Raw genomic sequence first — 18,999 nt, forward strand, 5'->3', positions numbered from 1 at the left:
ATGCGCATCAAACTCACTCTGCGCAGGCCCGAAGACCGGCTGACGGACCTCGAGGTGACGGCCGACGCCACGGCCACCGTGGCCGACGTGGCGCGCGCGCTGTATCTCGCGGACCCGCTGCGCAGCGAGGTCGAGGCTCCGGAAGGCCTCACGCTGCAGGTCCAGGATCCCGGCGCCGGCCCGGGCGCGAACGGCGTGCGGTCCCTGGACCGCGAGATCGATCTGATCCAGGCCGGCCTGCGCTCCGGCAGTGTGGTCTCCATCGCCCGCTCCTCGTCCGAGTACGCCACCCGCTCCGAGTCCCGCGGCGCGGCGGTCGCTCTCATGCGCGTGCTGTCCGGTCCGGAGGCAGGTCGTGAGTATCCGTTGCCCAGCGGCTCGAGCGTCGTCGGCCGCGAAGGCGACCTCGACATCCGCATCGCCGACCCCATGCTCTCGAAGCGCCACGCCCGCATCAACGTCGGCGACTCCATCGAGATCGTCGACCTGCACTCCTCCAACGGCGTGGTCATCGGCGGCGAGCAGGTCCAGCGCGCCGTGATCGGTCCGGCCGACACCGTCCTGATCGGCCAGACCACGTTCTCGGTGATCGCCCTGCACCGGCTGGGAGGAACCACCCCCAGCTCGCCGGTCGTCGAGTTCAACCGCTCCCCGCGCGTGGTGCCGCGGTTCCCCTATCGGCCGCTGAAGGCGCCCACGCCGCCCAAGGAACCGACCCCGCAGTTCTTCCCCATCTTCATGATGTTCGCCCCGATCCTCATGGGCGCCTTCATGTTCTCGCTGACTCGCAGCCCGTTCTCGCTGATGTTCGTGTTCATGATGCCGATGATGGCCACGGCCGGGTATCTGAACCGCAAGTTCCAGCAGAAGAAGCAGCTCGAACAGCAGATCAAGAACTTCGAGGACGGTCTGGCCTCCCTCAAACGCCGGGTCACCGCCGCGCAGGACCTCGAGCGGGCCGTGCGTCTGGTCGAAGCTCCGTCCGCGGCCGACACGGTCGATGCGGCCTTCCGGCTGGGGCGGCTGCTGTGGACCCACCGCCCCGAGCACAACGCCTTCGCCACGGTGCGCCTGGGCCTGGGGATCGCCGAGTCGCGGGTGGGCATCGAGATGCCGGGGGAGAACGACGCCATCCCCAAGTACTACGACATGCTCGATGACATGCACGAGGAGTACAAGATGATCGCCGGGGTGCCGATCGTCGCCGAGCTCCGCTACGCGGGCAACATCGGGGTGGCCGGCGGAGGGGACGAGGCCGACGGTGTGGCTCGCGGCCTGGTGACCCAGATGTTCTCCCTGCATTCGCCGGCGGAGATGGCGATCGCCGCGATCACCTCCCGCTCCAGCCGCGAGATGTGGCACTGGCTGAAGTGGCTGCCGCACACCTCGAGCCCGCATTCCCCGCTGCCCGGTGACCATCTGGCCGACACCCCCGGCCGCGGCACCTCGCTGCTCTCCCGCATCGAGGAGCTCATCGAACAGCGCGCCGGGGACGCTCCGGCGGCGCTGCGCACTCCGATGACCCCGGACATCACGCAGGACCCGCCCGTCCCGCCCGAGCCGGTCGCGCCGAACCTGGTGGTGATCATCGAGGACGACGCCCCGGTCGATCGCGCCCGCCTGGTGCGCATCGCCGAGCGCGGCCCGGATGTGGGCGTCCACGTGATCTGGAGCGCCTCCAACGTGGCGGCGCTGCCGGCCGCCTGCCGCACGTACGTCTCCGTGGAGGAGACCGTCGAGGGCGCGAGCGCCGGGCACGTCCGGGTGGGGGAGCGGTTCTACCCGGTCACCGTCGAGACGGTCTCGATCGAGGTGGCCTCGGGCGTGGCCCGGCACCTCTCCCCGGTGGTCGACGCCGGCGTGCCGATCGACGACGACTCCGACCTGCCGCGCTCCATCTCGTATCTCAAGCTCGGTGGGATGCAGATGGCCGAGGAGCCGAACTACATCATCGAGCGGTGGAAGGAGAACAACTCCCTGACCCCGCGTGACGGCTCCGAGCCGCAGCGGCGCAAGCACGACGCGAATCTGCGCGGGCTCATCGGTCACAACGGCCAGGACGCCTTCCACCTCGATCTGCGCACCAACGGTCCCCACGCCCTCGTCGGCGGCACCACCGGTGCCGGCAAGTCGGAGTTCCTCCAGGCCTGGGTGCTGGGCATGGCCACGGCGCACAGCCCCGACCGCGTGACCTTCCTGTTCGTGGACTACAAGGGCGGCGCCGCCTTCGCCGACGCCATCGCCCTCCCGCACGCGGTGGGCCTGGTCACCGACCTCTCCCAGCACCTGGTCCGACGCGCCCTGACCTCCCTGCGCGCCGAGCTGCAGTATCGCGAGCACCTGCTGAACCGGAAGAAGGCCAAGGACCTGGTCTCCCTCGAACGCACCGGTGACCCGGAGACCCCGCCGAGCCTGATCATCATCGTCGACGAGTTCGCGGCGCTGGCCAAGGAGATCCCCGAGTTCGTCGACGGCGTCGTGGACGTCGCCGCCCGCGGCCGCTCCCTGGGCCTGCACCTGATCCTGGCGACCCAGCGCCCCGCCGGCGTCATCAAGGACAACCTGCGGGCCAACACCAACCTGCGCATCGCTCTGCGCATGGCCGACGAGGCCGACTCCAAGGACATCCTGGGGGACAAGATGGCCGCCCACTTCGATCCGAGCATCCCCGGCCGCGCCGCGGCCAAGACCGGCCCCGGGCGGATCGCGACGTTCCAGTCGGGGTATGCCGGTGGCTGGACCACCGACGAGCCCGAACGTGCCCGCATCGACATCGTGGAGAAGGATTTCGGCACCGGTGAGCAGTGGGACGTCCCCGCACCTCCCACCAAGGAGGTCACGGACCCCGGCCCCAACGACATCTCCCGCGTGGTCTCCACCATCATCGCCGCAGCGGAGACCGCCGGCGTCCCTGCTCCCCGCAAACCGTGGCTGTCCGAGCTCGCCGACGCCTACGACCTCTCCCGTCTGCCCAGCCGGCGCACCGACGAGGAGCTGCTGATGGGCGTCATGGACGTTCCCGAGGACCAGGCCCAGCCGACGGTCTCCTACTACCCGGACCGGGACGGCAACATGGCCATCTACGGCACCGGTGGCTCCGGCAAGTCGACCACGCTGCGCACCATCGCGATCTCGGCCGCCTCGACCGTGCGCGGCGGTCCGGTCCAGGTCTACGGGCTCGACTTCGGCGCCTCCGGCCTGACCATGCTCGAGGAGCTCCCGCACGTGGGCGCGATCGTCTCGGGCGACGACGAGGAGCGCGTCGTCCGACTGCTGCGCACGTTGCGCGAGCTGATCGATGAGCGCGCCAAGGAGTTCGCGAAGGTCCGTGCCGGCTCGGTGTCCGAATATCGAGAGCTCGCCGGGAAGCCGGACACGCCGCGGATCCTGCTGCTGGTCGACGGCATGGCCGCCTTCCGGGAGGCCTACGACTACTCCAACCTCACCAAGTGGTTCACGGCCTTCGTGCAGATCGCGACGGACGGCCGGCAGGTGGGTGTGCACGTCATCGTCACCGGCGACCGCCCGAACGCCATCCCCACCTCCTTGGGCTCGTCCATCCAGCGCCGCCTCATCCACCGCATGGCCAGCGACGACGACTACGCCGGATTCGGTGAGCCGAAGGACGTGCTGGATGCCAACTCCCCTCCGGGGCGCGCCATCCTCGGGGGCCACGAGGTTCAGGTCGCCGTCCACGGCGGGGATGCCAACGTGGCCATCCAATCCCGGGAGGTCAGCAAGCTCGCGCAGGCCATGCGGCGCGCCGGCATGCCGGAGGCGCCCGAGATCCGGCGGCTGCCTGAGCGCGTCGAGTTCGCGGACCTGCGACCCGTGGTCGAGGGCCGGCCCGTGCTGGGGCTGGCCGACGAGACGCTCTCGGAGATCACGTACGAGCCGCGCGGCGCCTTCATGGTCACCGGACCGATGGGCTCCGGGCGCACCACGGCGATGCTCACCATCGCGACCGGGCTGAAGGCGATGCCCTCTCCGATGCGGCTGGTCCGCTTCTCGTCCCGGCGCACCCCGCTGACGGGTCTGCCGGTGTGGGACGTGGAGGGCTCCGACCCGGACACCGTCAAGGAGCTCGCCGGGCAGCTGCGCGGGACGATCGAATCCGGAGCCGTGGGGGAGGGGCGCCTGGCCCTGTTCATCGACGGCGTCGCCGACTTCACCGGCACCGGCGTCGAGAAGGATCTCGATCAGCTGATCCGCGCGTGCACTCGAGAGGGCCAGTTCGTGGTCGGCGAGAACGAATCGGCGTCGTGGTCCCAGGCCTACGTGCTCGCCCAGCCGTTCAAGGCGGGCCGGCGCGGTCTGCTGCTGCAACCGGGGGACATGGACGGCGACTCCCTGCTGGGAACGAGCTTGGGGCGGATCCGTCGTGCGGACTTCCCCGCCGGCCGCGGCTTCCTCGTCTACAGCGGTCGCGCGATGAAGCTGCAGGTCGCGCAGATCACCGCCTGATCCGGCGCCGTGCCGACGCGGAGTTATCCCCATGGGGACTCCTCCCCATGGTCCCTCCTGCGTCCTCGCTCTAGAGTGAGGACGTCGAACGACGGCAGGGGCCGGTGCACCGGATCGGGGGCGCAGGCGAGACTTCAGGAAGGGGAACCCGAACCGTGAACACCACGCAGGGTATGAATGTCGAAGAGGTCCGGCGGATGTCCAGCCAGCTGCGCGAGGCAGCTGAGGAGATCACGCGGATCGAACAGGATCTGACCTCCGGCCTCGAGGGCGTGGACTGGACCGGGCCCGACGCGGAGCGCTTCCGCGGTCAGTGGAGCGGGGAGATGGTTCCCGCACTGCAGCAGGTCATGAACTCGGTGAACGATCTGGGTGAGACCGCCGATCGCAACGCCTCCGAGCAGGAGGCGACCTCGTCGAGCTGATGAGGCGGCAGGTCCGAGAGGCGGCCGCGCACGAGGGCCCGAGCGGATGCGCCGCTCGGGCCCTCGTGCTTCCCTGATAGGTTGAGCGCCGTCACGGTGGGAGGAAACGGAGCATTTTCATGGCCAAGACAATCTCGTATCCGAGCGCGGACTTCCCCGGCCCGCCGCGGATCGCGATCGACGTGCCGGACGACTGGGAGACGCTGACGGTCCCCGGTGTGCAGCTCGCCGTCGCGCAGCCGCGCCTGGAGGGCCGGTTCCGGGCCAATGTCGTGGTCACCGTGCAGCGGTTCGGTCCGGACTTCACCCTGGAGGCGGCCAAGGCCGGTCTCGACCAGCGCAAGGCCGCGCTGCCCGAGCTCGAGGAGCTCGGCACGGGGGAGATCGACGTGGACGGGACCGCCTGGATCGCCAGCGAGTACGGGTACACGCAACCAGGCCGGCCCACGGTGGTCCAGGCTGCCCGCTACGCCGTCATCGACCGTGGAGGCGTTGCCACCGATGTGCTCGAGGTGGTCGGCAGCTGCGGAGCCGAGAGCGCCGAGGACGAGATCGAAACAGTCCGCTCGATCCAGGATTCGGTGCAGCTGGACCTCGACTGAGCAATGGGGCACCTGCCTCGCGACCCCGGACCTGCGCGCCAGGCCCGGGGTCCTTCATGTGTGCACGGGGTGGTGCGGAGCGTGCGGGGCGCATGGTTCCCGCCCCGATGGCGCGCGTCGCGTGCGAGCCGTGGGTGCGCGGCGCGAGGGCGGCCGCCGGCCGGGAACGGGTGGGGAGTTCTCCCCATCGACGCTCCGTGGCGCGGGCCATAGAGTGAAGTCATCACCGAGGGGGAACGTCACGGAAGCGGCCACAGCGCCGCAGAGGCCGCCTCCTGGCTGATGTCCGAAGAATCGCACTATGAGGGGAACACCATGACCAAGAAGGGTATGGATCCGGAGGCCGTCGAGGCCATCGCCAACGACGTCGACGAGCTCGTCGAGAACTTCAAGTCCATCTACGACGGCCGTCTCGGCCACGTCACCGACCTCGACTGGACCGGCGAGGACCGCGACAAGTACATCTCCGAGTTCGAGAGCGTCGTCGGCCAGGCGAACACGGCGGCCATCCAGCGGCTCACCGATCTCGCGAACCGCATGCGCACCAATGCGCAGCAGCAGCGCGAGGCCTCCAGCAACTGATCAGCGTCTGACCACAGAACTCACCGACCTCACTAAGGGGAAACACCATGGCTTTCAAGGGAATGAATCCGGACGAGGGTCGCGATACCGCGCAGCTGGTCGACGAGGCCGGCACCGTCGTCAACGACCTCACCGATACCCGTACCTCCGCGATCATGGGCGTTGCCTGGGTCGGCCCGGACTACGACTCCTTCACCGAGGACTGGAACGCGTTCCTGTCCGGACCGCTGGCCAACCTCTCCGACGCCTACAACCAGAAGGCGAAGGAGCTCACCCAGCACGCCGAGGAGCAGGACACCACCTCGAACCAGTGACTCCGTCCGGTGCCGTCCGCGGCCCGGTCCACTGCACGGCGGACGCCCCGTCTCCCGATCGGGAGACGGGGCGTCCGCCGTCGTCCCTCCTGCTCCGTCCACAGCCGCTGTTTCCTGCGATCTCGGCTCTGAGCTGGCAGAAGAATCGGTCGTGGAATTGGGGAGGGGCATGGGGAGTGCTCCCCATCGCGAAGCCCGGGGAGCCCGTCTAGAGTTGAGTCATCACCTGGAGGACAGGTGGCGGGACGCGGTTTCGGCTTCGACGGTCGGCTGCCCCGGGTGGAAAGACTCAGTCACGAGATGGAGGACATCATGGCGAAGAAGGGTATGAATCCGGAAGCTGTCGAGAAGATGGCTACCGAGATCACGCAGGCCGGAGATCAGGCGCAGCAGATCTACACGCAGGTCCTGGGCCGCGTGACGGAGTTCGACTGGACCGGCGAGGACCGTGACAAGTACGTCTCCGCTTTCGAGGGCGACCTCGGCAACCTGGTCCAGCAGATCGTCCAGCAGTGCACCGAATTCTCGGAGCGCGCGACGAAGAACGCCACCGAGCAGCGCGAGGCGTCCGCCTGAGAACTGCTCTCGGGCACGCTTCATAGATTCTTAGTTCTGACGACGGAAAAGGGGTAGCAGCATGGCTTTCAAGGGAATGGATCCGGAACAGGGCCGCGAGGTTGCGAATGCAATCCACGATGCCGGTGGGCAGGTCCTCGAGGCGATCGATACGGCCACGACGCTCGTGAACTCGGTGGAGTGGGTCGGTCCCGACTACGACGCGTACCGGGAGGAGTGGAACTCCTTCCTCTCCGGTCCGGTCAATCAGCTCGTCGAGGCGTTCAAATCCAAGCAGGATGAGCTGAACAGGCACGCCGACGAGCAGGACACGACCTCGAACCAGAACTGATCCTGCATCCGCGGTTCGTCCGTTCTGCGCCGAAGGGTCCCGCTCTCCCACAGGGGGAGCGGGACCCTTCTCTGTCTGCTCGTGTGCTGTCTGCTCCTGCCGGCGCCCACTCGTCGACCCCCGGCACCGGCGGCACGGGCCACCCGGGCACGGGTCCGAGACACGCAGCGGCGCCTACGCCGGCCGACTGTGCCCCCGGAGGCGGTTCAGCGGAAGTTGACGAACTGGAGCGCGACGTCGAGGTCCTTGCCCTTGAGCATGGCGATGACCGACTGCAGGTCGTCGCGGCTCTTGGACGAGACCCGCAGCTCATCGCCCTCGATCCGGGCCTTGACGCTCTTGGGGCCCTCGTCGCGGATGAGCTTGGAGATCTTCTTGGCGTCCTCGGTGCTGATGCCCTCCTTCAGAGCCGCACTGAGCCGCACCTCCTTGCCGGACTGCTTGGGCTCGCCGACATCCAGCGCCTTCAGCGAGATGCCGCGACGGATGAGCTTGGTCTGGAGCACGTCGAGCACCGCGAGGACTCGCTCCTCCGCGTTCGCGCTCATCGCGATCTCGTCCCCGCTGAAGCTGATGGAGGCATCGGTGTTGCGGAAGTCGTAGCGCTGCCCGACCTCCTTGACGGCCTGGTTGACCGCGTTGTCGACCTCCTGGCGGTCGAGCTTGCTGACGATGTCGAACGATGAATCTGCCACGGTGAATCCTTCCTGGTGCGGCCGCCGTGAGGGCGGCCGGTCGATGTTCTCCGGTGCGACGGCCCGTGCACGAGGGGCGGGGCACGGCCGCGGAGTGTGCGGCTCCGAGCCTGCCGCACCCCTGCGGGGGAGCGCCGGAGGGTCCCTGTGACCATCTTCATGCACGCCAGAGCGCCTACGGGTTCGCACCGCCGAGCGTGCACCGGTATGCTGTTCCAGGTCCGCTTCGCTGATGGGACCTCCGGCCTCGGCCGGCGGGCACCGGAGGCGAGGTTCTCCGGCAGGTTACCCGAGCGGCCAAAGGGAGCTGACTGTAAATCAGCTGGCATTGCCTTCGTGGGTTCGAATCCCTCACCTGCCACTGCGGAAGGTCCTTGTGACCCGAAGCACCGGGGCTTCCCGACGAATTGCCGTCACGGCGAGGAGTTGGGTAGAGTCCTCCGGGTTGCCCTGATAGCTCAGTCGGTAGAGCATCTCCATGGTAAGGAGAAGGTCAAGGGTTCGATTCCCTTTCAGGGCTCTGATGGATGCGGCGGCCCGTTCTCGTTCGAGATCGGGCCGTTTCATCGGTCAGGCCGGGGTAGCTCAGACGGTCAGAGCGCACGACTCATAATCGTGAGGTCGCGGGTTCGATCCCCGCCCTCGGTACCACGCCGGTCCATACCGGAGTGCATGATCCACATCCCCCCAGTACGGGGACCCACGAGGCGCGCCGCGGGGCGCGTCACCCGGACGGAAAGAGGCGAACCGTGGCGAGCAAGACCTCTGACGTGCGTCCCAAGATCACCATGGCATGTGTTGATTGCAAGGCGCGCAACTACATCACCAAGAAGAACCGTCGCAACACGCCGGATCGGCTGGAGCTCTCGAAGTTCTGCCCGACCTGCGGCAAGCAGACGGCTCACCGCGAGACCCGCTGAGCGGGACGAGCACTTCACCAAAGGCCACACGGGTATGTCCCGGGTGGCCTTTCGTGCGTCTGAGTCAGTCTGCGGTGAGTCTGCTCCGGGCCGGCGACGATGAGATCATCGGATCCGACAGCATCCGTCGGCCGTCCAGGCCGAGCCCTCCTCGGGAGATGACATGACGACGACCCCCGATCCCGCCTTCGCGGGCCGCAGCTACCCGCCGGGGCCGGTGCACACCGTCTCGGCCGCGAAGATCGCCGAGTTCGCTCGTGCCACCGGCGCGACCTCTGCCCTGCACACCGACGCCGAAGCGGCCCGCGCGGCCGGTCACGCCGACGTGATCGCCCCGCCCACGTTCCTGGTCTCCCTCGCCCAGGCCACCGAGGCGCAGTACATCCAGGACCCGGCCGCCGGCATCGACTTCTCCCGTGTGGTCCACGGCGAGGAGTCCTTCACGCTGCACCGTCCCGTCGTCGCCGGCGACCGTCTGGTGCCCACTCTGACCGTGGAGTCGGTGCGCGCCGCCGGCGGGCATGCCATGGTCACGACGCGCGTGGACATGGCCGATGAGGACGGAGCCGACGTGGCCGCCGTGCGCAGCATGATCGTGGTCCGCGGGGACTGACCGCGGCGCGACGCCCCGGCACCCCGACCCGACGCCCGTCCCACCCGGCCGTCCCGGCGCACCCCGCGCGCCGGCGCACCGGCCCCGGATCCCAGGAGCAGACATGACTGCAACTCCCGCCTCCCCGCTCACCCCCGCCGACCTCGCCGTCGGGCAGGAGCTCGCGCGCACGCAGCACGAGATCACCCGCGACACCCTCGTGCGCTACGCCGGGGCCTCCGGCGACTTCAACCCCATCCACTACAACGACGCGGTGGCCGCCGCCGCCGGCCTGCCGGATGTCATCGCCCACGGCATGCTCACCATGGGCACCGCCATCACCGGGCTGGTCGACGCCCTCGGCGATCCCACGGCCGTGCGTGAGTACTCGGTGCGCTTCACCAACCCCATCCCGGTGCCCGCCACCGGATCCGTGACGCTCGTGGTCCTCGCCGTCGTCGGCGCCGTCGACGAGAGCGCCGGTACCGCGCGGGTGGACCTGACCGCCCAGGTCGAGGGCACCAAGGTGCTCGGCCGGGCCCGCGCCACCGTCGCTCTCGCGCCCGCCGTCACGGAACCGGCCTCCGCATGAGGCTCTCCGATCTCACCACCCTCCGCATCGGCGGGCGGATCCGCACCCTGGTCGAGGCCCGCACGGCCGACGAGGTGATCGAGGCCGTCCGCGCCGCCGACGAGGCCGGCGAGCAGCTCCTGGTCCTCGGAGGCGGCTCGAACCTGGTCGCCTCCGACGAGCCGTTCGACGGCACCGTGGTGCTGCTGCGCGACCCCCAGGAGCCCCCGCTGCTGGACGCGGCCTGCGAGATCCCGGCATCGGGGGAGCCCGACGGGGTGGCCGTGGACCCCGCCGAGCTCACGCCGCTGGATCCCAGCTGCGGGGGAGTCATCGCGGAGCACTTCGCCGGGGTGCGCTGGGATCGTGCCGTCCAGTACGCGATCGCGCGCGAGATGGTCGGCATCGAATCCCTCTCCGGCATCCCGGGCACCGTCGGCGCCACCCCCATCCAGAACGTCGGCGCCTACGGGCAGGAGGTCGCCTCGACGATCTCCCGGGTGCGCACCTGGGACCGCGAGCAGAACGCGGTGCGCACGTTCTTCGCGGCGGACTGCGACTTCTCCTACCGCGACAGCGTCTTCAAGCGCACCCGATATGCCGGCCCGGTCCCGTCGGCCACCGGACGCTACGTCGTGCTCTCGGTGACGTTCCAGCACACCGTCGGCCGCCTCTCCGCCCCGATCCGCTACGCCCAGCTCGCCGAGACGCTCGGAGTGCAGGTGGGGGAGAGGGCGCCCATGCACGAGGTGCGCGAGGCCGTCCTGCGCATCCGCGGCGCCAAGGGGATGGTGCTGGACGCGGAGGATCACGACACCTGGAGCGCCGGCAGCTTCTTCACCAACCCGATCCTCGACGTCGCTCAGGCCGACCTGCTTCCCGAGGACGCTCCGCGCTTCGCCGCGGGCCAGGGGCGCATCAAGACCAGCGCGGCCTGGCTGATCAGCCATGCGGGCATCGAGCGGGGGCATGCCGTGGGGGAGCGCGCCGCCGTCTCCACGAAGCACTCGCTCGCCCTGACCAACCGCGGCGGCGCCACCAGCGACGACGTGGTCGAGCTCGCCCGGGACGTCCAGGGCCGGGTCCGGGACGCGTTCGGGATCCAGCTGGTGCCGGAGCCGGTGCGCCTGGGCGTCGACCTCTGACCCGTTCTCAGCTGCCCGGTACCGGCGCACAATGGGGAGCATGACTGCTGCGATCCATTCCCTCGGCGCCCTGATCCGCACGTGGCGCGAGCGCCTGTCTCCTGCGGCCGCCGGGATCGCCTCGAGCGGGGCGCGACGCACGGCGGGGCTGCGCCGCGAGGAGCTCGCACTGCTGGCCGGGGTGAGCGTCGACTACCTCACCCGCCTCGAACAGGGACGCGCCTCGGCGCCCTCGGGGCAGGTCGTCGACTCCCTCGCGCGGGCCCTGCAGCTGGACGAGGACGAGACCGCGGTGCTGTTCCGCAGTGCGAACCTGCTGCCGCCGGGCGGGGGCCGGATGGACGAGCGCGTTCCCCCGGGCATCGAGCGGATGATCGAACGGATGGCGGATCTTCCCCTGGCCGCCTTCGCGGCCGACTGGACCATGCTGCGCTCGACCCCCGCGTGGACAGCACTGTTCGCCGGTGTGATGGAGGCCGACGCAGAGCCTCCGAACCTCGCTGTGGCCACCTTCCTCGGGCGCGGAGGCGGCCCGACCCCGGCCCGGCACGAGGACCACGAGGCGCTGGAGGAGGCTCTGGTGGCGGACCTGCGCCGCTCCGCCGCCGAGTACGGGGAGGATCCGCGCTTCACCACTGTCGTGAAGCGCCTGCGGGACGGCAGCGAGCGTTTCCGGCGGCTGTGGGACGACGGCCGGGCCACCGCGCACCGCAGCATGCGCAAACGACTGGTCCACGACGTGATCGGTCAGGTCGATCTGGACTGTGACGTCCTGAGCGTCCCGGGCTCGGACGTGAAGCTGATCGTCTACTCCGCGGCCCCGGACAGCGAGGACGCCGAGGCACTGGCCCGGCTCAGCACGACGGCGGGCGGCGCCGGAGCCATCACGCCCCTGGTCGCCGCCCACTGACGCCCCGTGCTCGGAGCCCCAGTGACTCAGTGCCCCGCCGGTGCCTGCTCCACCTCCTCCAGGGTGGCCATGTCCTCGGCGTCGAGGGCGATGCTCCCCACGGCGAGGTTCTCCTCCAGGTGAGCGACGGAGCTGGTGCCGGGGATCAGGAGCATGTTCTCGTACGAGGCCAACAGCCACGCGAGCGCCACCTGCGCCGGCCTCGCCCCGTACGTGGCGGCGACGGCGGCGAGACGCGGTTCCGCGGCGATCTTCGCCGGCCCGCCCGTGAACGCCGAGCCCAGCGGGAAGTACGGCACGAAGGCGAGATCCAGCTCCCGGGCGGCCTCGAGGCTGTCCTGGCCGGAGCGGTCCAGGATCGAGTACGGGTTCTGCACCGAGACGACCCCGGCGATCTCCACCGCGCGCCGCACGACCTCGGCGCCGACGCTGGAGATCCCGATCTGCGCGATCGTGCCCTGGTCCCGCAGGCGCACCAGAACCTCCAGCTGGTCCTCGAGAGCAGGCTGGTCGAGCTCCGGGGCGTCGAGGTCGAACCGTCGGAGGTTGACCATGTCCATCCGGTCGACCCGCAGGCTGCGCAGGTTCTGCTCGACCTGCTCGACGAGCTGCTCCGGCCGGCCGGCGGGCAGCCAGGCGCCCTGCTCGTCCCGCTCGGCACCGATCTTGGTGACCAGGCGCAGGTGGTCGGGGTAGGGGTGCAGCGCCTCGCGGATCAGGTCGTTGACGACGTCGGGCCCGTAGAACTGGGCGGTGTCGAGATGGTCCACGCCGAGCTCGACGGCTCGCCGCAGCACGGCGCGCGAGCGGTCCGGGTCCGCGGGCAGTCCGAACACGCCGGGGCCGGCGAGCTGCATGGCGCCGAAGCCGATGCGGGAGACGGGGAGGGTGCCGAGGTGGCCTGTGGTGGTCAGGTGCGGTGTTGTCATGACCACGATCCTTCGCCAGGGGCGGCGCGCGGACCAGGACCTGATGTTCCGGGGGACCAGCAGGGCCACCCGGTCGCCCACGCTCGCCCGCGGCGGGCGCCCGCTCCCCGGGCGTGGCGTCGGGTATCGGCCCCAGCTCTTAGGATGGGGGCGCGGCCGCCGTGCCGCCCGACCCCGACCTTGCAGGAGGCCCTGTGAACGCCCTCGACCAGTCCCTCGCCGAGCTCGACCCGGACATCGCCCAGGTCCTCGATCGCGAGCTCGGCCGTCAGCAGCGCACGCTCGAGATGATCGCCAGCGAGAACTTCGTGCCGCGGGCGGTGCTGCAGGCCCAGGGCTCGGTGCTGACCAACAAGTACGCCGAGGGGTACCCGGGCCGGCGCTACTACGGCGGCTGCGAAGAGGTCGACGTCGCCGAGCAGATCGCGATCGAGAGGGCGAAGGCGCTCTTCGGCGCCGAGCACGCCAACGTCCAGCCCCACTCGGGTGCCACCGCGAACGCGGCGGTCATGCATGCTCTCGCCCGGCCGGGCGACAAGCTGATGGGGCTCTCCCTCGCCCACGGCGGCCACCTCACCCACGGGATGAAGATCAACTTCTCCGGTCGCCTCTACGACATCGTCGCCTACGAGGTGGATCCGGCCACCGGGCGCATCGACATGGACCGGGTCCGTGAGCTCGCCCTCGCCGAGCAGCCCAAGGTGATCGTCGCCGGCTGGTCCGCCTACCCGCGCCAGCTGGACTTCGCCGCCTTCCGCTCGATCGCGGACGAGGTCGGCGCGGCGCTGTGGGTCGACATGGCCCACTTCGCCGGGCTGGTCGCCGCGGGGCTGCATCCCAGCCCCGTGCCCTACGCCGACGTCGTCTCGACCACGATCCACAAGACCATCGGCGGGCCCCGCTCCGGCATGATCCTGTCCACCGAGCAGTGGGCCAAGAAGATCGACTCCGCCGTGTTCCCCGGCCAGCAGGGCGGACCGCTCATGCACGTCATCGCCGCGAAGGCGGTCGCGCTGAAGGTCGCCGCCTCCGATGAGTTCGTCGATCGCCAGCGCCGCACCCTGGAGGGGGCGCGGCTGATCGCCGACCGCCTCCAGGCCGCCGATACCCGCGAATCCGGCGTCAACGTGCTCTCCGGCGGCACCGACGTGCATCTCGTGCTCGTCGACCTGACTCAGAGCGAGCTCGACGGTCAGCAGGCGGAGGACCGCCTCCACGAGGTCGGCATCACCGTCAACCGCAACGCCGTGCCCAACGACCCGCGCCCGCCGCGGGTGACCTCCGGCCTGCGCATCGGCACCCCGGCCCTGGCCACCCGAGGGTTCGGCGCCGAGGAGTTCTCGGAGGTCGCCGACGTCATCGCCCTGGCGCTGACCGGTGGCGCGGACATCGACTCCCTGCGCCGGCGCACCGGCGCCCTGGCCGACGCGAAGCCGCTGTACGCCGATCTCCAGCAGTACTGATCATCATCCCGCGAGAGAACCGACCAAGGAGCTCCCCATGACGGCGCAGACCCTCGACGGCAAAGCCACAGCGACGGCGATCAAGGAGGAGCTCACAGGCCGCGTGGCGCGGCTCGTCGAGGCCGGGCATCAGCGACCCGGCCTGGCCACGGTCCTGGTGGGCGATGACCCGGGCAGCGCCGCCTACGTGCGCGGCAAGCACCGCGACAGCGAGCAGATCGGCCTGCACTCGATCCAGAAGCAGCTGCCCGCCGACGCCACCCAGGCCGAGGTGGAGGCGATCGTCGACGAGCTCAACGAGAACCCGGCCTGCACGGGGTACATCGTCCAGCTCCCCCTGCCGGAGCAGATCGACACCGACGCGATCCTCGAGCGGATCGATCCTGCCAAGGACGCCGACGGTCTGCATCCCATGAACCTCGGCCGCCTGGTGCTGAACGCCTACACCCCGATCCACACCCCGCTGCCCTGCACCCCGCGGGCCGTCATCGAGCTCGTCGAGCACTACGGCATCGATCTGCGCGGCAAGGACGTGGTCGTCGTCGGCCGCGGCGTCACCGTCGGCCGCTCGATCGGGGCGCTGCTGACCCGCCGCCAGTACAACGCGACCGTGACCCTGTGCCACACCGGCACCCAGGATCTCTCCGCTCACCTGCGGCGGGCCGACGTGATCGTCGCCGCCGCCGGTTCCGCCCATCTCGTCGGCCCCGAGGACATCAAGCACGATGCCGTGGTGCTCGACGTCGGCGTCTCGAGGCGCGAGGACCCGGCAGGTGGGAAGGCGAAGCTGGTCGGCGACGTCGACCCGGCCGCGGCCGAGGTCGCCGGCTGGCTCAGCCCCAATCCCGGCGGCGTCGGCCCCATGACCCGTGCGCTGCTGCTGAAGAACGTCGTCGAGGCGGCTGAGCGAGCCGCTGGGATCGAGGAGACCGCATGAGCCTGACCATCGCCACCGTCAACGTCAACGGTCTGCGCGCCGCGGCGCGCAAGGGCATGACGGACTGGCTGGCCGCCACCACGGCCGACGTCATCACCCTGCAGGAGGTGCGCGCTCCCGGCGAGCTGCTGGCAGGCCTGGTGGGGGAGGACTGGAGCGTGATCGGGGAGGCCTCGGAGCTCAAGGGCCGCGCCGGCGTCGCCATCGCAGCTCGCACCTCGTTGTCGACGATCGATCTCGAGGCCGTCCGGCCGGGCCTGCCCGGGCTCACCGAGCCGACGCACACGGGGCGCTGGCTCGAGGCCGACCTCGAGGACCCCCTGGGCGACGGCAAGGACCTCACGGTCATCTCGTGCTACATGCACTCGGGCAACGTCGAGAAGCCGCAGACGATGACCGACAAGTACGCCTTCCTCGACGTGATGATGGAGCGCCTGGCCGCGCTGCGGGCCGACGGCCGCCACGTCGTGCTCACCGGGGACATCAACATCGCCCACACCGAGTGGGACATCAAGAACTGGAAGGGCAATCTCAAGTCCGCCGGGTTCCTGCCCGAGGAGCGCGCCTACCTCGACCGGCTCACCACGGAGCTGGACTGGGTCGATGTGCACCGCCGGGTCCACGGCGATGGCCCGGGGCCGTACACCTGGTGGTCGCAGCGCGGGAAGGCGTTCGACAACGACGCCGGCTGGAGGATCGACTACCAGCTGGCCACGCCCGAGCTCGCCGCGCGCGCCACCTCCGCGCAGGTCGACCGCGCTCCGAGCTACGACACCCGCTGGAGCGACCACGCGCCCTTGGTGATCTCCTACTCCTGACCCGCCCCTGACGGCCGAAAAGCGCCCCACCGGGAGATCTCCCCCGGTGGGGCGCTTCGGCGTGGCGCGGCGAGGTCGCCGCGGAGGCGACCGGGAGCCGACGGCTCAGACGCGGCCGCGGATCACGGCCTGCTTCACCTCGGCGATCGCCTTGGTCACCTGGATGCCGCGCGGGCACGCCTCCGAGCAGTTGAAGGTGGTGCGGCAGCGCCACACGCCCTCCTTGGAGTTGAGGATCTCCAGGCGCTGCTCGCCGGCGTCGTCGCGGGAGTCGAAGATGAACCGGTGGGCGTTGACGATCGCGGCCGGGCCGAAGTACTGCCCGTCCGTCCAGAACACCGGGCACGAGGACGTGCACGCCGCGCACAGGATGCACTTGGTGGTGTCGTCGAAGCGCTCCCGCTGCTCGGCGGACTGCAGCCGCTCGCGGCTGGGCTCCTGGCCACCGGCGACCAGGAACGGCATGACCTCCTTGTAGGAGTCGAAGAACGGCTCCATGTCCACGATGAGGTCCTTCTCCACCGGCAGCCCCTTGATGGGCTCGACGGTGACGGGCTTGTTCAGATCGAGGTCCTTCAGCAGCGTCTTGCACGCCAGGCGGTTGCGGCCGTTGATCCGCATCGCGTCGGACCCGCACACACCATGCGCGCAGGAACGGCGGAAGCTCAGGGAGCCGTCCACATGCCACTTGATCTCGTGCAGGGCGTCCAGGACGCGGTCCGTGCCCTGCATGGTGACGGTGAAGTTCTCCCAGTGCTCGCCCTTGTCGTCCTCCGGGGTGTAGCGCGCGATGCGCAGGGTCACCTCGAACGTCGGGATCTCCTCGGCCTGAGGCTTCTCGGCGACAGCAGTCATCAGAACGTGCGCTCCTTCGGCTCGTAACGGGTGATCACGACGGGTTTGGTGCCCAGGCGCACCGTGCTGCCCTCGGACCCCTCCTCACCCGGCAGGGTGCGGTAGGCCATCGTGTGCTCGAGGAAGTTGACGTCGTCGCGGGTGTCGTGGTCCTCGCGGAAGTGGCCCCCGCGGGACTCCTTGCGGTGCAGGGCCCCCAGGGCCACGACCTCCGCGAGATCCAGCAAGTACCCCAGCTCGACGGCTTCCATGAGGTCCAGGTTGTAGCGCTTGCCCTTGTCCTGGATGGCCACGGTCTCGTAGCGCTTCTTCAGGGCGGCGATGTCCGCGAGCGCCTTCCGGCAGGTCTCGTCGGTGCGGAAGACCTGGACATTGGCGTCCATGGTCTCCTGCAGCTCCCGGCGGATGTCGGCGACGCGGTCCTCCGTGGCCGGCCGGTCGCGCAGCCGCTGGATCAGCTCGAGGGTCGGCGCCTCGGCGTCCGGCGCCAGCTCCGGGAGGTCCACGGTGCCGGCGTGCTCCGCGGCGGCGATGCCGGCACGGCGGCCGAAGACGATGATGTCCAGCAGCGAGTTGGTGCCCAGGCGGTTGCCGCCGTGGACGGAGACGCAGGCCGTCTCGCCCGCGGCGTACAGCCCTGGGACCACGTCGGTCGCGTTGCGCAGCACCTCGCCGCGGATGTTCGTGGGGATCCCGCCCATCCCGTAGTGCGCGGTGGGGAAGACCGGCACCGGATCCGTGTACGGCTCCACCCCCAGGTAGGTGCGGGCGAACTCGGTGATGTCGGGGAGCTTCGCGTCGATGTGCGAGGGCTCGAGGTGGGTGAGGTCGAGGTAGACGTAGTCCTTGTTGGGACCGGCGCCGCGGCCCTCGCGCACCTCGTTGGCCATCGCCCGTGCCACCACGTCGCGCGGGGCGAGGTCCTTCAGCGTCGGGGCGTAGCGCTCCATGAAGCGCTCCATCTCGCTGTTGCGCAGGATGCCGCCCTCGCCGCGGGCGGCCTCGGAGAGCAGGATGCCCAGGCCCGCCAGACCCGTCGGGTGGAACTGGAAGAACTCCATGTCCTCCAGCGGGATGCCGCGGCGCAGGGCCATCGCGGGCCCGTCGCCGGTGAGCGTGTGGGCGTTCGAGGTCGTCTTGAAGACCTTGCCGAAGCCGCCGGAGGCGAACACGACCGACTTGGCGCGGAAGACGTGGACCTCGCCGGTGGCCAGCTCGTAGGTGACCACGCCGGAGGCGCGCACGCCCTCGTCGGTGCGGGGGTCGCCCGTCATCAGCACGTCCAGGACGTAGTACTCGTTGAAGAACTCCACCTGCTGCTTCACGCAGTTCTGGTAGAGGGTCTGGAGGATCATGTGGCCGGTGCGGTCCGCGGCGTAGCAGGAGCGGCGCACCGGGGCCTCGCCGTGCTCGCGGGTGTGGCCGCCGAAGCGGCGCTGGTCGATCTTCCCCTCGGGGGTGCGGTTGAACGGCAGCCCCATCTTCTCCAGGTCCAGCACCGCGTCGATGGCCTCCTTGGCCATGACCTCGGCGGCGTCCTGGTCGACGAGGTAGTCCCCACCCTTGACGGTGTCGTAGGTGTGCCACTCCCAGTTGTCCTCCTCGACGTTGGCGAGGGCGGCGCACATGCCGCCCTGGGCCGCGCCGGTGTGGGAACGCGTGGGGTAGAGCTTGGTGACGACGGCGGTGCGGGCGCTCTTGGAGGCTTCCAGGGCGGCGCGCATGCCGGCGCCGCCGGCACCGACGATCACCACGTCGTAGTTATGGGTCTGCATGTCGGGTGACTGCTCCGTTTCGGGGTCGACCGGGTGGGACGTTCTGTGACGGGGGCGGCGAAGGAGAGGGGCGGCGCGGCCGGGGGCCGGTCAGC

The 18,999-nt window shown here is 70.0% G+C and carries 19 protein-coding genes and 3 tRNA genes; 18 read left to right on the forward strand and 4 right to left on the reverse strand.

All coding sequences use genetic code 11. The features are described from left to right. The 7 genes from ACFQRD_RS14880 to ACFQRD_RS14910 all read left to right on the forward strand — a co-directional run bounded on the left by ACFQRD_RS14880 (position 1) and on the right by ACFQRD_RS14910 (position 7,294). Entirely contained in the window at positions 1 to 4,464 is a 4,464-nt protein-coding gene (locus ACFQRD_RS14880) for an FtsK/SpoIIIE domain-containing protein (protein ID WP_377804678.1), read from the forward strand. Positions 4,465 to 4,619: 155 nt separating this feature from the next. After that, positions 4,620 to 4,889, forward strand: a complete 270-nt coding sequence (locus tag ACFQRD_RS14885) for a WXG100 family type VII secretion target (RefSeq protein ID WP_377804679.1) — start codon at positions 4,620 to 4,622, stop codon at positions 4,887 to 4,889. 119 nt (positions 4,890 to 5,008) lie between these two features. Further along, the gene (locus ACFQRD_RS14890; RefSeq protein WP_377792930.1) at positions 5,009 to 5,491 is read left to right on the forward strand and encodes a hypothetical protein; all 483 of its coding nucleotides are present in this window, start codon (positions 5,009 to 5,011) and stop codon (positions 5,489 to 5,491) included. Positions 5,492 to 5,806: 315 nt separating this feature from the next. After that, positions 5,807 to 6,073 (forward strand): hypothetical protein, encoded by a 267-nt coding sequence (locus ACFQRD_RS14895; protein ID WP_377792929.1) that lies wholly within the window; start codon positions 5,807 to 5,809, stop codon positions 6,071 to 6,073. Between the two features lie 47 nt (positions 6,074 to 6,120). Next, positions 6,121 to 6,387, forward strand: coding sequence for a hypothetical protein (locus tag ACFQRD_RS14900; RefSeq protein WP_377019886.1), 267 nt, complete (start codon positions 6,121 to 6,123; stop codon positions 6,385 to 6,387). A 312-nt stretch (positions 6,388 to 6,699) separates the two neighbouring features. Next, positions 6,700 to 6,963 carry a hypothetical protein gene (locus ACFQRD_RS14905; protein WP_377019884.1) on the forward strand — a complete coding sequence of 88 codons (264 nt, stop codon included), beginning with the start codon at positions 6,700 to 6,702 and terminating at the stop codon, positions 6,961 to 6,963. Positions 6,964 to 7,024: 61 nt separating this feature from the next. Beyond that, a complete protein-coding gene (locus tag ACFQRD_RS14910; protein WP_377804680.1) occupies positions 7,025 to 7,294 on the forward strand; it encodes a hypothetical protein in 270 nt (89 codons plus the stop codon). Positions 7,295 to 7,500: 206 nt separating this feature from the next. On the opposite strand, the gene ACFQRD_RS14915 is transcribed toward ACFQRD_RS14910, so the two are convergent. Next, entirely contained in the window at positions 7,501 to 7,989 is a 489-nt protein-coding gene (locus ACFQRD_RS14915; protein WP_377019882.1) for a YajQ family cyclic di-GMP-binding protein, read from the reverse strand. Positions 7,990 to 8,268: 279 nt separating this feature from the next. Here ACFQRD_RS14915 and ACFQRD_RS14920 point away from each other — a divergent pair. The 8 genes from ACFQRD_RS14920 (at position 8,269) to ACFQRD_RS14955 (ending at position 12,127) form a co-directional block, all read left to right on the forward strand. Continuing rightward, positions 8,269 to 8,350 (forward strand) — tRNA-Tyr (locus ACFQRD_RS14920). A gap of 86 nt (positions 8,351 to 8,436) precedes the next feature. Continuing rightward, a tRNA-Thr gene (locus ACFQRD_RS14925) sits at positions 8,437 to 8,509 on the forward strand. A 54-nt stretch (positions 8,510 to 8,563) separates the two neighbouring features. Beyond that, positions 8,564 to 8,640 (forward strand) — tRNA-Met (locus tag ACFQRD_RS14930). A 98-nt stretch (positions 8,641 to 8,738) separates the two neighbouring features. Beyond that, entirely contained in the window at positions 8,739 to 8,909 is a 171-nt protein-coding gene (gene rpmG / locus ACFQRD_RS14935) for a 50S ribosomal protein L33 (RefSeq protein WP_114855632.1), read from the forward strand. A gap of 163 nt (positions 8,910 to 9,072) precedes the next feature. Next, entirely contained in the window at positions 9,073 to 9,522 is a 450-nt protein-coding gene (locus ACFQRD_RS14940) for a MaoC family dehydratase (RefSeq protein ID WP_377019881.1), read from the forward strand. A 103-nt stretch (positions 9,523 to 9,625) separates the two neighbouring features. Next, entirely contained in the window at positions 9,626 to 10,093 is a 468-nt protein-coding gene (locus ACFQRD_RS14945) for a MaoC/PaaZ C-terminal domain-containing protein (protein WP_377804681.1), read from the forward strand. Then, positions 10,090 to 11,217, forward strand: a complete 1,128-nt coding sequence (locus ACFQRD_RS14950; RefSeq protein WP_377804682.1) for a UDP-N-acetylmuramate dehydrogenase — start codon at positions 10,090 to 10,092, stop codon at positions 11,215 to 11,217. The genes ACFQRD_RS14945 and ACFQRD_RS14950 overlap by 4 nt, the downstream gene beginning before the upstream one ends. Positions 11,218 to 11,257: 40 nt before the next feature. Further along, positions 11,258 to 12,127 carry a helix-turn-helix transcriptional regulator gene (locus tag ACFQRD_RS14955; protein WP_377804683.1) on the forward strand — a complete coding sequence of 290 codons (870 nt, stop codon included), beginning with the start codon at positions 11,258 to 11,260 and terminating at the stop codon, positions 12,125 to 12,127. Between the two features lie 26 nt (positions 12,128 to 12,153). On the opposite strand, the gene ACFQRD_RS14960 is transcribed toward ACFQRD_RS14955, so the two are convergent. Further along, complete coding sequence (locus ACFQRD_RS14960; RefSeq protein WP_377804684.1) at positions 12,154 to 13,056, reverse strand: oxidoreductase; 903 nt, start codon at positions 13,054 to 13,056, stop codon at positions 12,154 to 12,156. Positions 13,057 to 13,250: 194 nt separating this feature from the next. On the opposite strand from ACFQRD_RS14960, the gene glyA reads away from it, so the two are divergent. Genes glyA through ACFQRD_RS14975 form a run of 3 tightly spaced genes read left to right on the forward strand, consistent with a single transcriptional unit; the run spans position 13,251 to position 16,274 of the window. After that, complete coding sequence (glyA, locus tag ACFQRD_RS14965) at positions 13,251 to 14,519, forward strand: serine hydroxymethyltransferase (RefSeq protein WP_377019876.1); 1,269 nt, start codon at positions 13,251 to 13,253, stop codon at positions 14,517 to 14,519. Positions 14,520 to 14,556: 37 nt separating this feature from the next. Then, the gene (locus ACFQRD_RS14970; RefSeq protein WP_377019875.1) at positions 14,557 to 15,456 is read left to right on the forward strand and encodes a bifunctional methylenetetrahydrofolate dehydrogenase/methenyltetrahydrofolate cyclohydrolase; all 900 of its coding nucleotides are present in this window, start codon (positions 14,557 to 14,559) and stop codon (positions 15,454 to 15,456) included. Beyond that, a complete protein-coding gene (locus ACFQRD_RS14975; RefSeq protein ID WP_377804685.1) occupies positions 15,453 to 16,274 on the forward strand; it encodes an exodeoxyribonuclease III in 822 nt (273 codons plus the stop codon). Before ACFQRD_RS14970 ends, ACFQRD_RS14975 begins: the two co-directional genes overlap by 4 nt. 105 nt (positions 16,275 to 16,379) lie before the next feature. On the opposite strand, the gene ACFQRD_RS14980 is transcribed toward ACFQRD_RS14975, so the two are convergent. Further along, a complete protein-coding gene (locus ACFQRD_RS14980; RefSeq protein ID WP_377792920.1) occupies positions 16,380 to 17,129 on the reverse strand; it encodes a succinate dehydrogenase iron-sulfur subunit in 750 nt (249 codons plus the stop codon). Continuing rightward, on the reverse strand, positions 17,129 to 18,904 hold the full coding sequence (gene sdhA, locus ACFQRD_RS14985; protein WP_377804687.1) for a succinate dehydrogenase flavoprotein subunit: 1,776 nt from the start codon (positions 18,902 to 18,904) through the stop codon (positions 17,129 to 17,131). The genes ACFQRD_RS14980 and sdhA overlap by 1 nt, the downstream gene beginning before the upstream one ends. Positions 18,905 to 18,999 lie beyond the last annotated feature (95 nt).

Source organism: Brachybacterium sp. GCM10030268, from assembly GCF_042666305.1.
In the GTDB taxonomy this organism is placed as follows: domain Bacteria; phylum Actinomycetota; class Actinomycetes; order Actinomycetales; family Dermabacteraceae; genus Brachybacterium.

Coding starts and splice junctions, on each gene's coding strand:
- ACFQRD_RS14880 (WP_377804678.1), top strand. CDS start 1: ATGCGCATCAAACTCACTCTGCGCAGGCCCGAAGACCGGCTGACGGAC.
- ACFQRD_RS14890 (WP_377792930.1), top strand. CDS start 5,009: ATGGCCAAGACAATCTCGTATCCGAGCGCGGACTTCCCCGGCCCGCCG.
- ACFQRD_RS14895 (WP_377792929.1), top strand. CDS start 5,807: ATGACCAAGAAGGGTATGGATCCGGAGGCCGTCGAGGCCATCGCCAAC.
- ACFQRD_RS14900 (WP_377019886.1), top strand. CDS start 6,121: ATGGCTTTCAAGGGAATGAATCCGGACGAGGGTCGCGATACCGCGCAG.
- ACFQRD_RS14905 (WP_377019884.1), top strand. CDS start 6,700: ATGGCGAAGAAGGGTATGAATCCGGAAGCTGTCGAGAAGATGGCTACC.
- ACFQRD_RS14910 (WP_377804680.1), top strand. CDS start 7,025: ATGGCTTTCAAGGGAATGGATCCGGAACAGGGCCGCGAGGTTGCGAAT.
- ACFQRD_RS14940 (WP_377019881.1), top strand. CDS start 9,073: ATGACGACGACCCCCGATCCCGCCTTCGCGGGCCGCAGCTACCCGCCG.
- ACFQRD_RS14945 (WP_377804681.1), top strand. CDS start 9,626: ATGACTGCAACTCCCGCCTCCCCGCTCACCCCCGCCGACCTCGCCGTC.
- ACFQRD_RS14950 (WP_377804682.1), top strand. CDS start 10,090: ATGAGGCTCTCCGATCTCACCACCCTCCGCATCGGCGGGCGGATCCGC.
- ACFQRD_RS14955 (WP_377804683.1), top strand. CDS start 11,258: ATGACTGCTGCGATCCATTCCCTCGGCGCCCTGATCCGCACGTGGCGC.
- ACFQRD_RS14960 (WP_377804684.1), bottom strand. CDS start 13,056: ATGACAACACCGCACCTGACCACCACAGGCCACCTCGGCACCCTCCCC.
- ACFQRD_RS14970 (WP_377019875.1), top strand. CDS start 14,557: ATGACGGCGCAGACCCTCGACGGCAAAGCCACAGCGACGGCGATCAAG.
- ACFQRD_RS14975 (WP_377804685.1), top strand. CDS start 15,453: ATGAGCCTGACCATCGCCACCGTCAACGTCAACGGTCTGCGCGCCGCG.
- ACFQRD_RS14980 (WP_377792920.1), bottom strand. CDS start 17,129: ATGACTGCTGTCGCCGAGAAGCCTCAGGCCGAGGAGATCCCGACGTTC.
- sdhA (WP_377804687.1), bottom strand. CDS start 18,904: ATGCAGACCCATAACTACGACGTGGTGATCGTCGGTGCCGGCGGCGCC.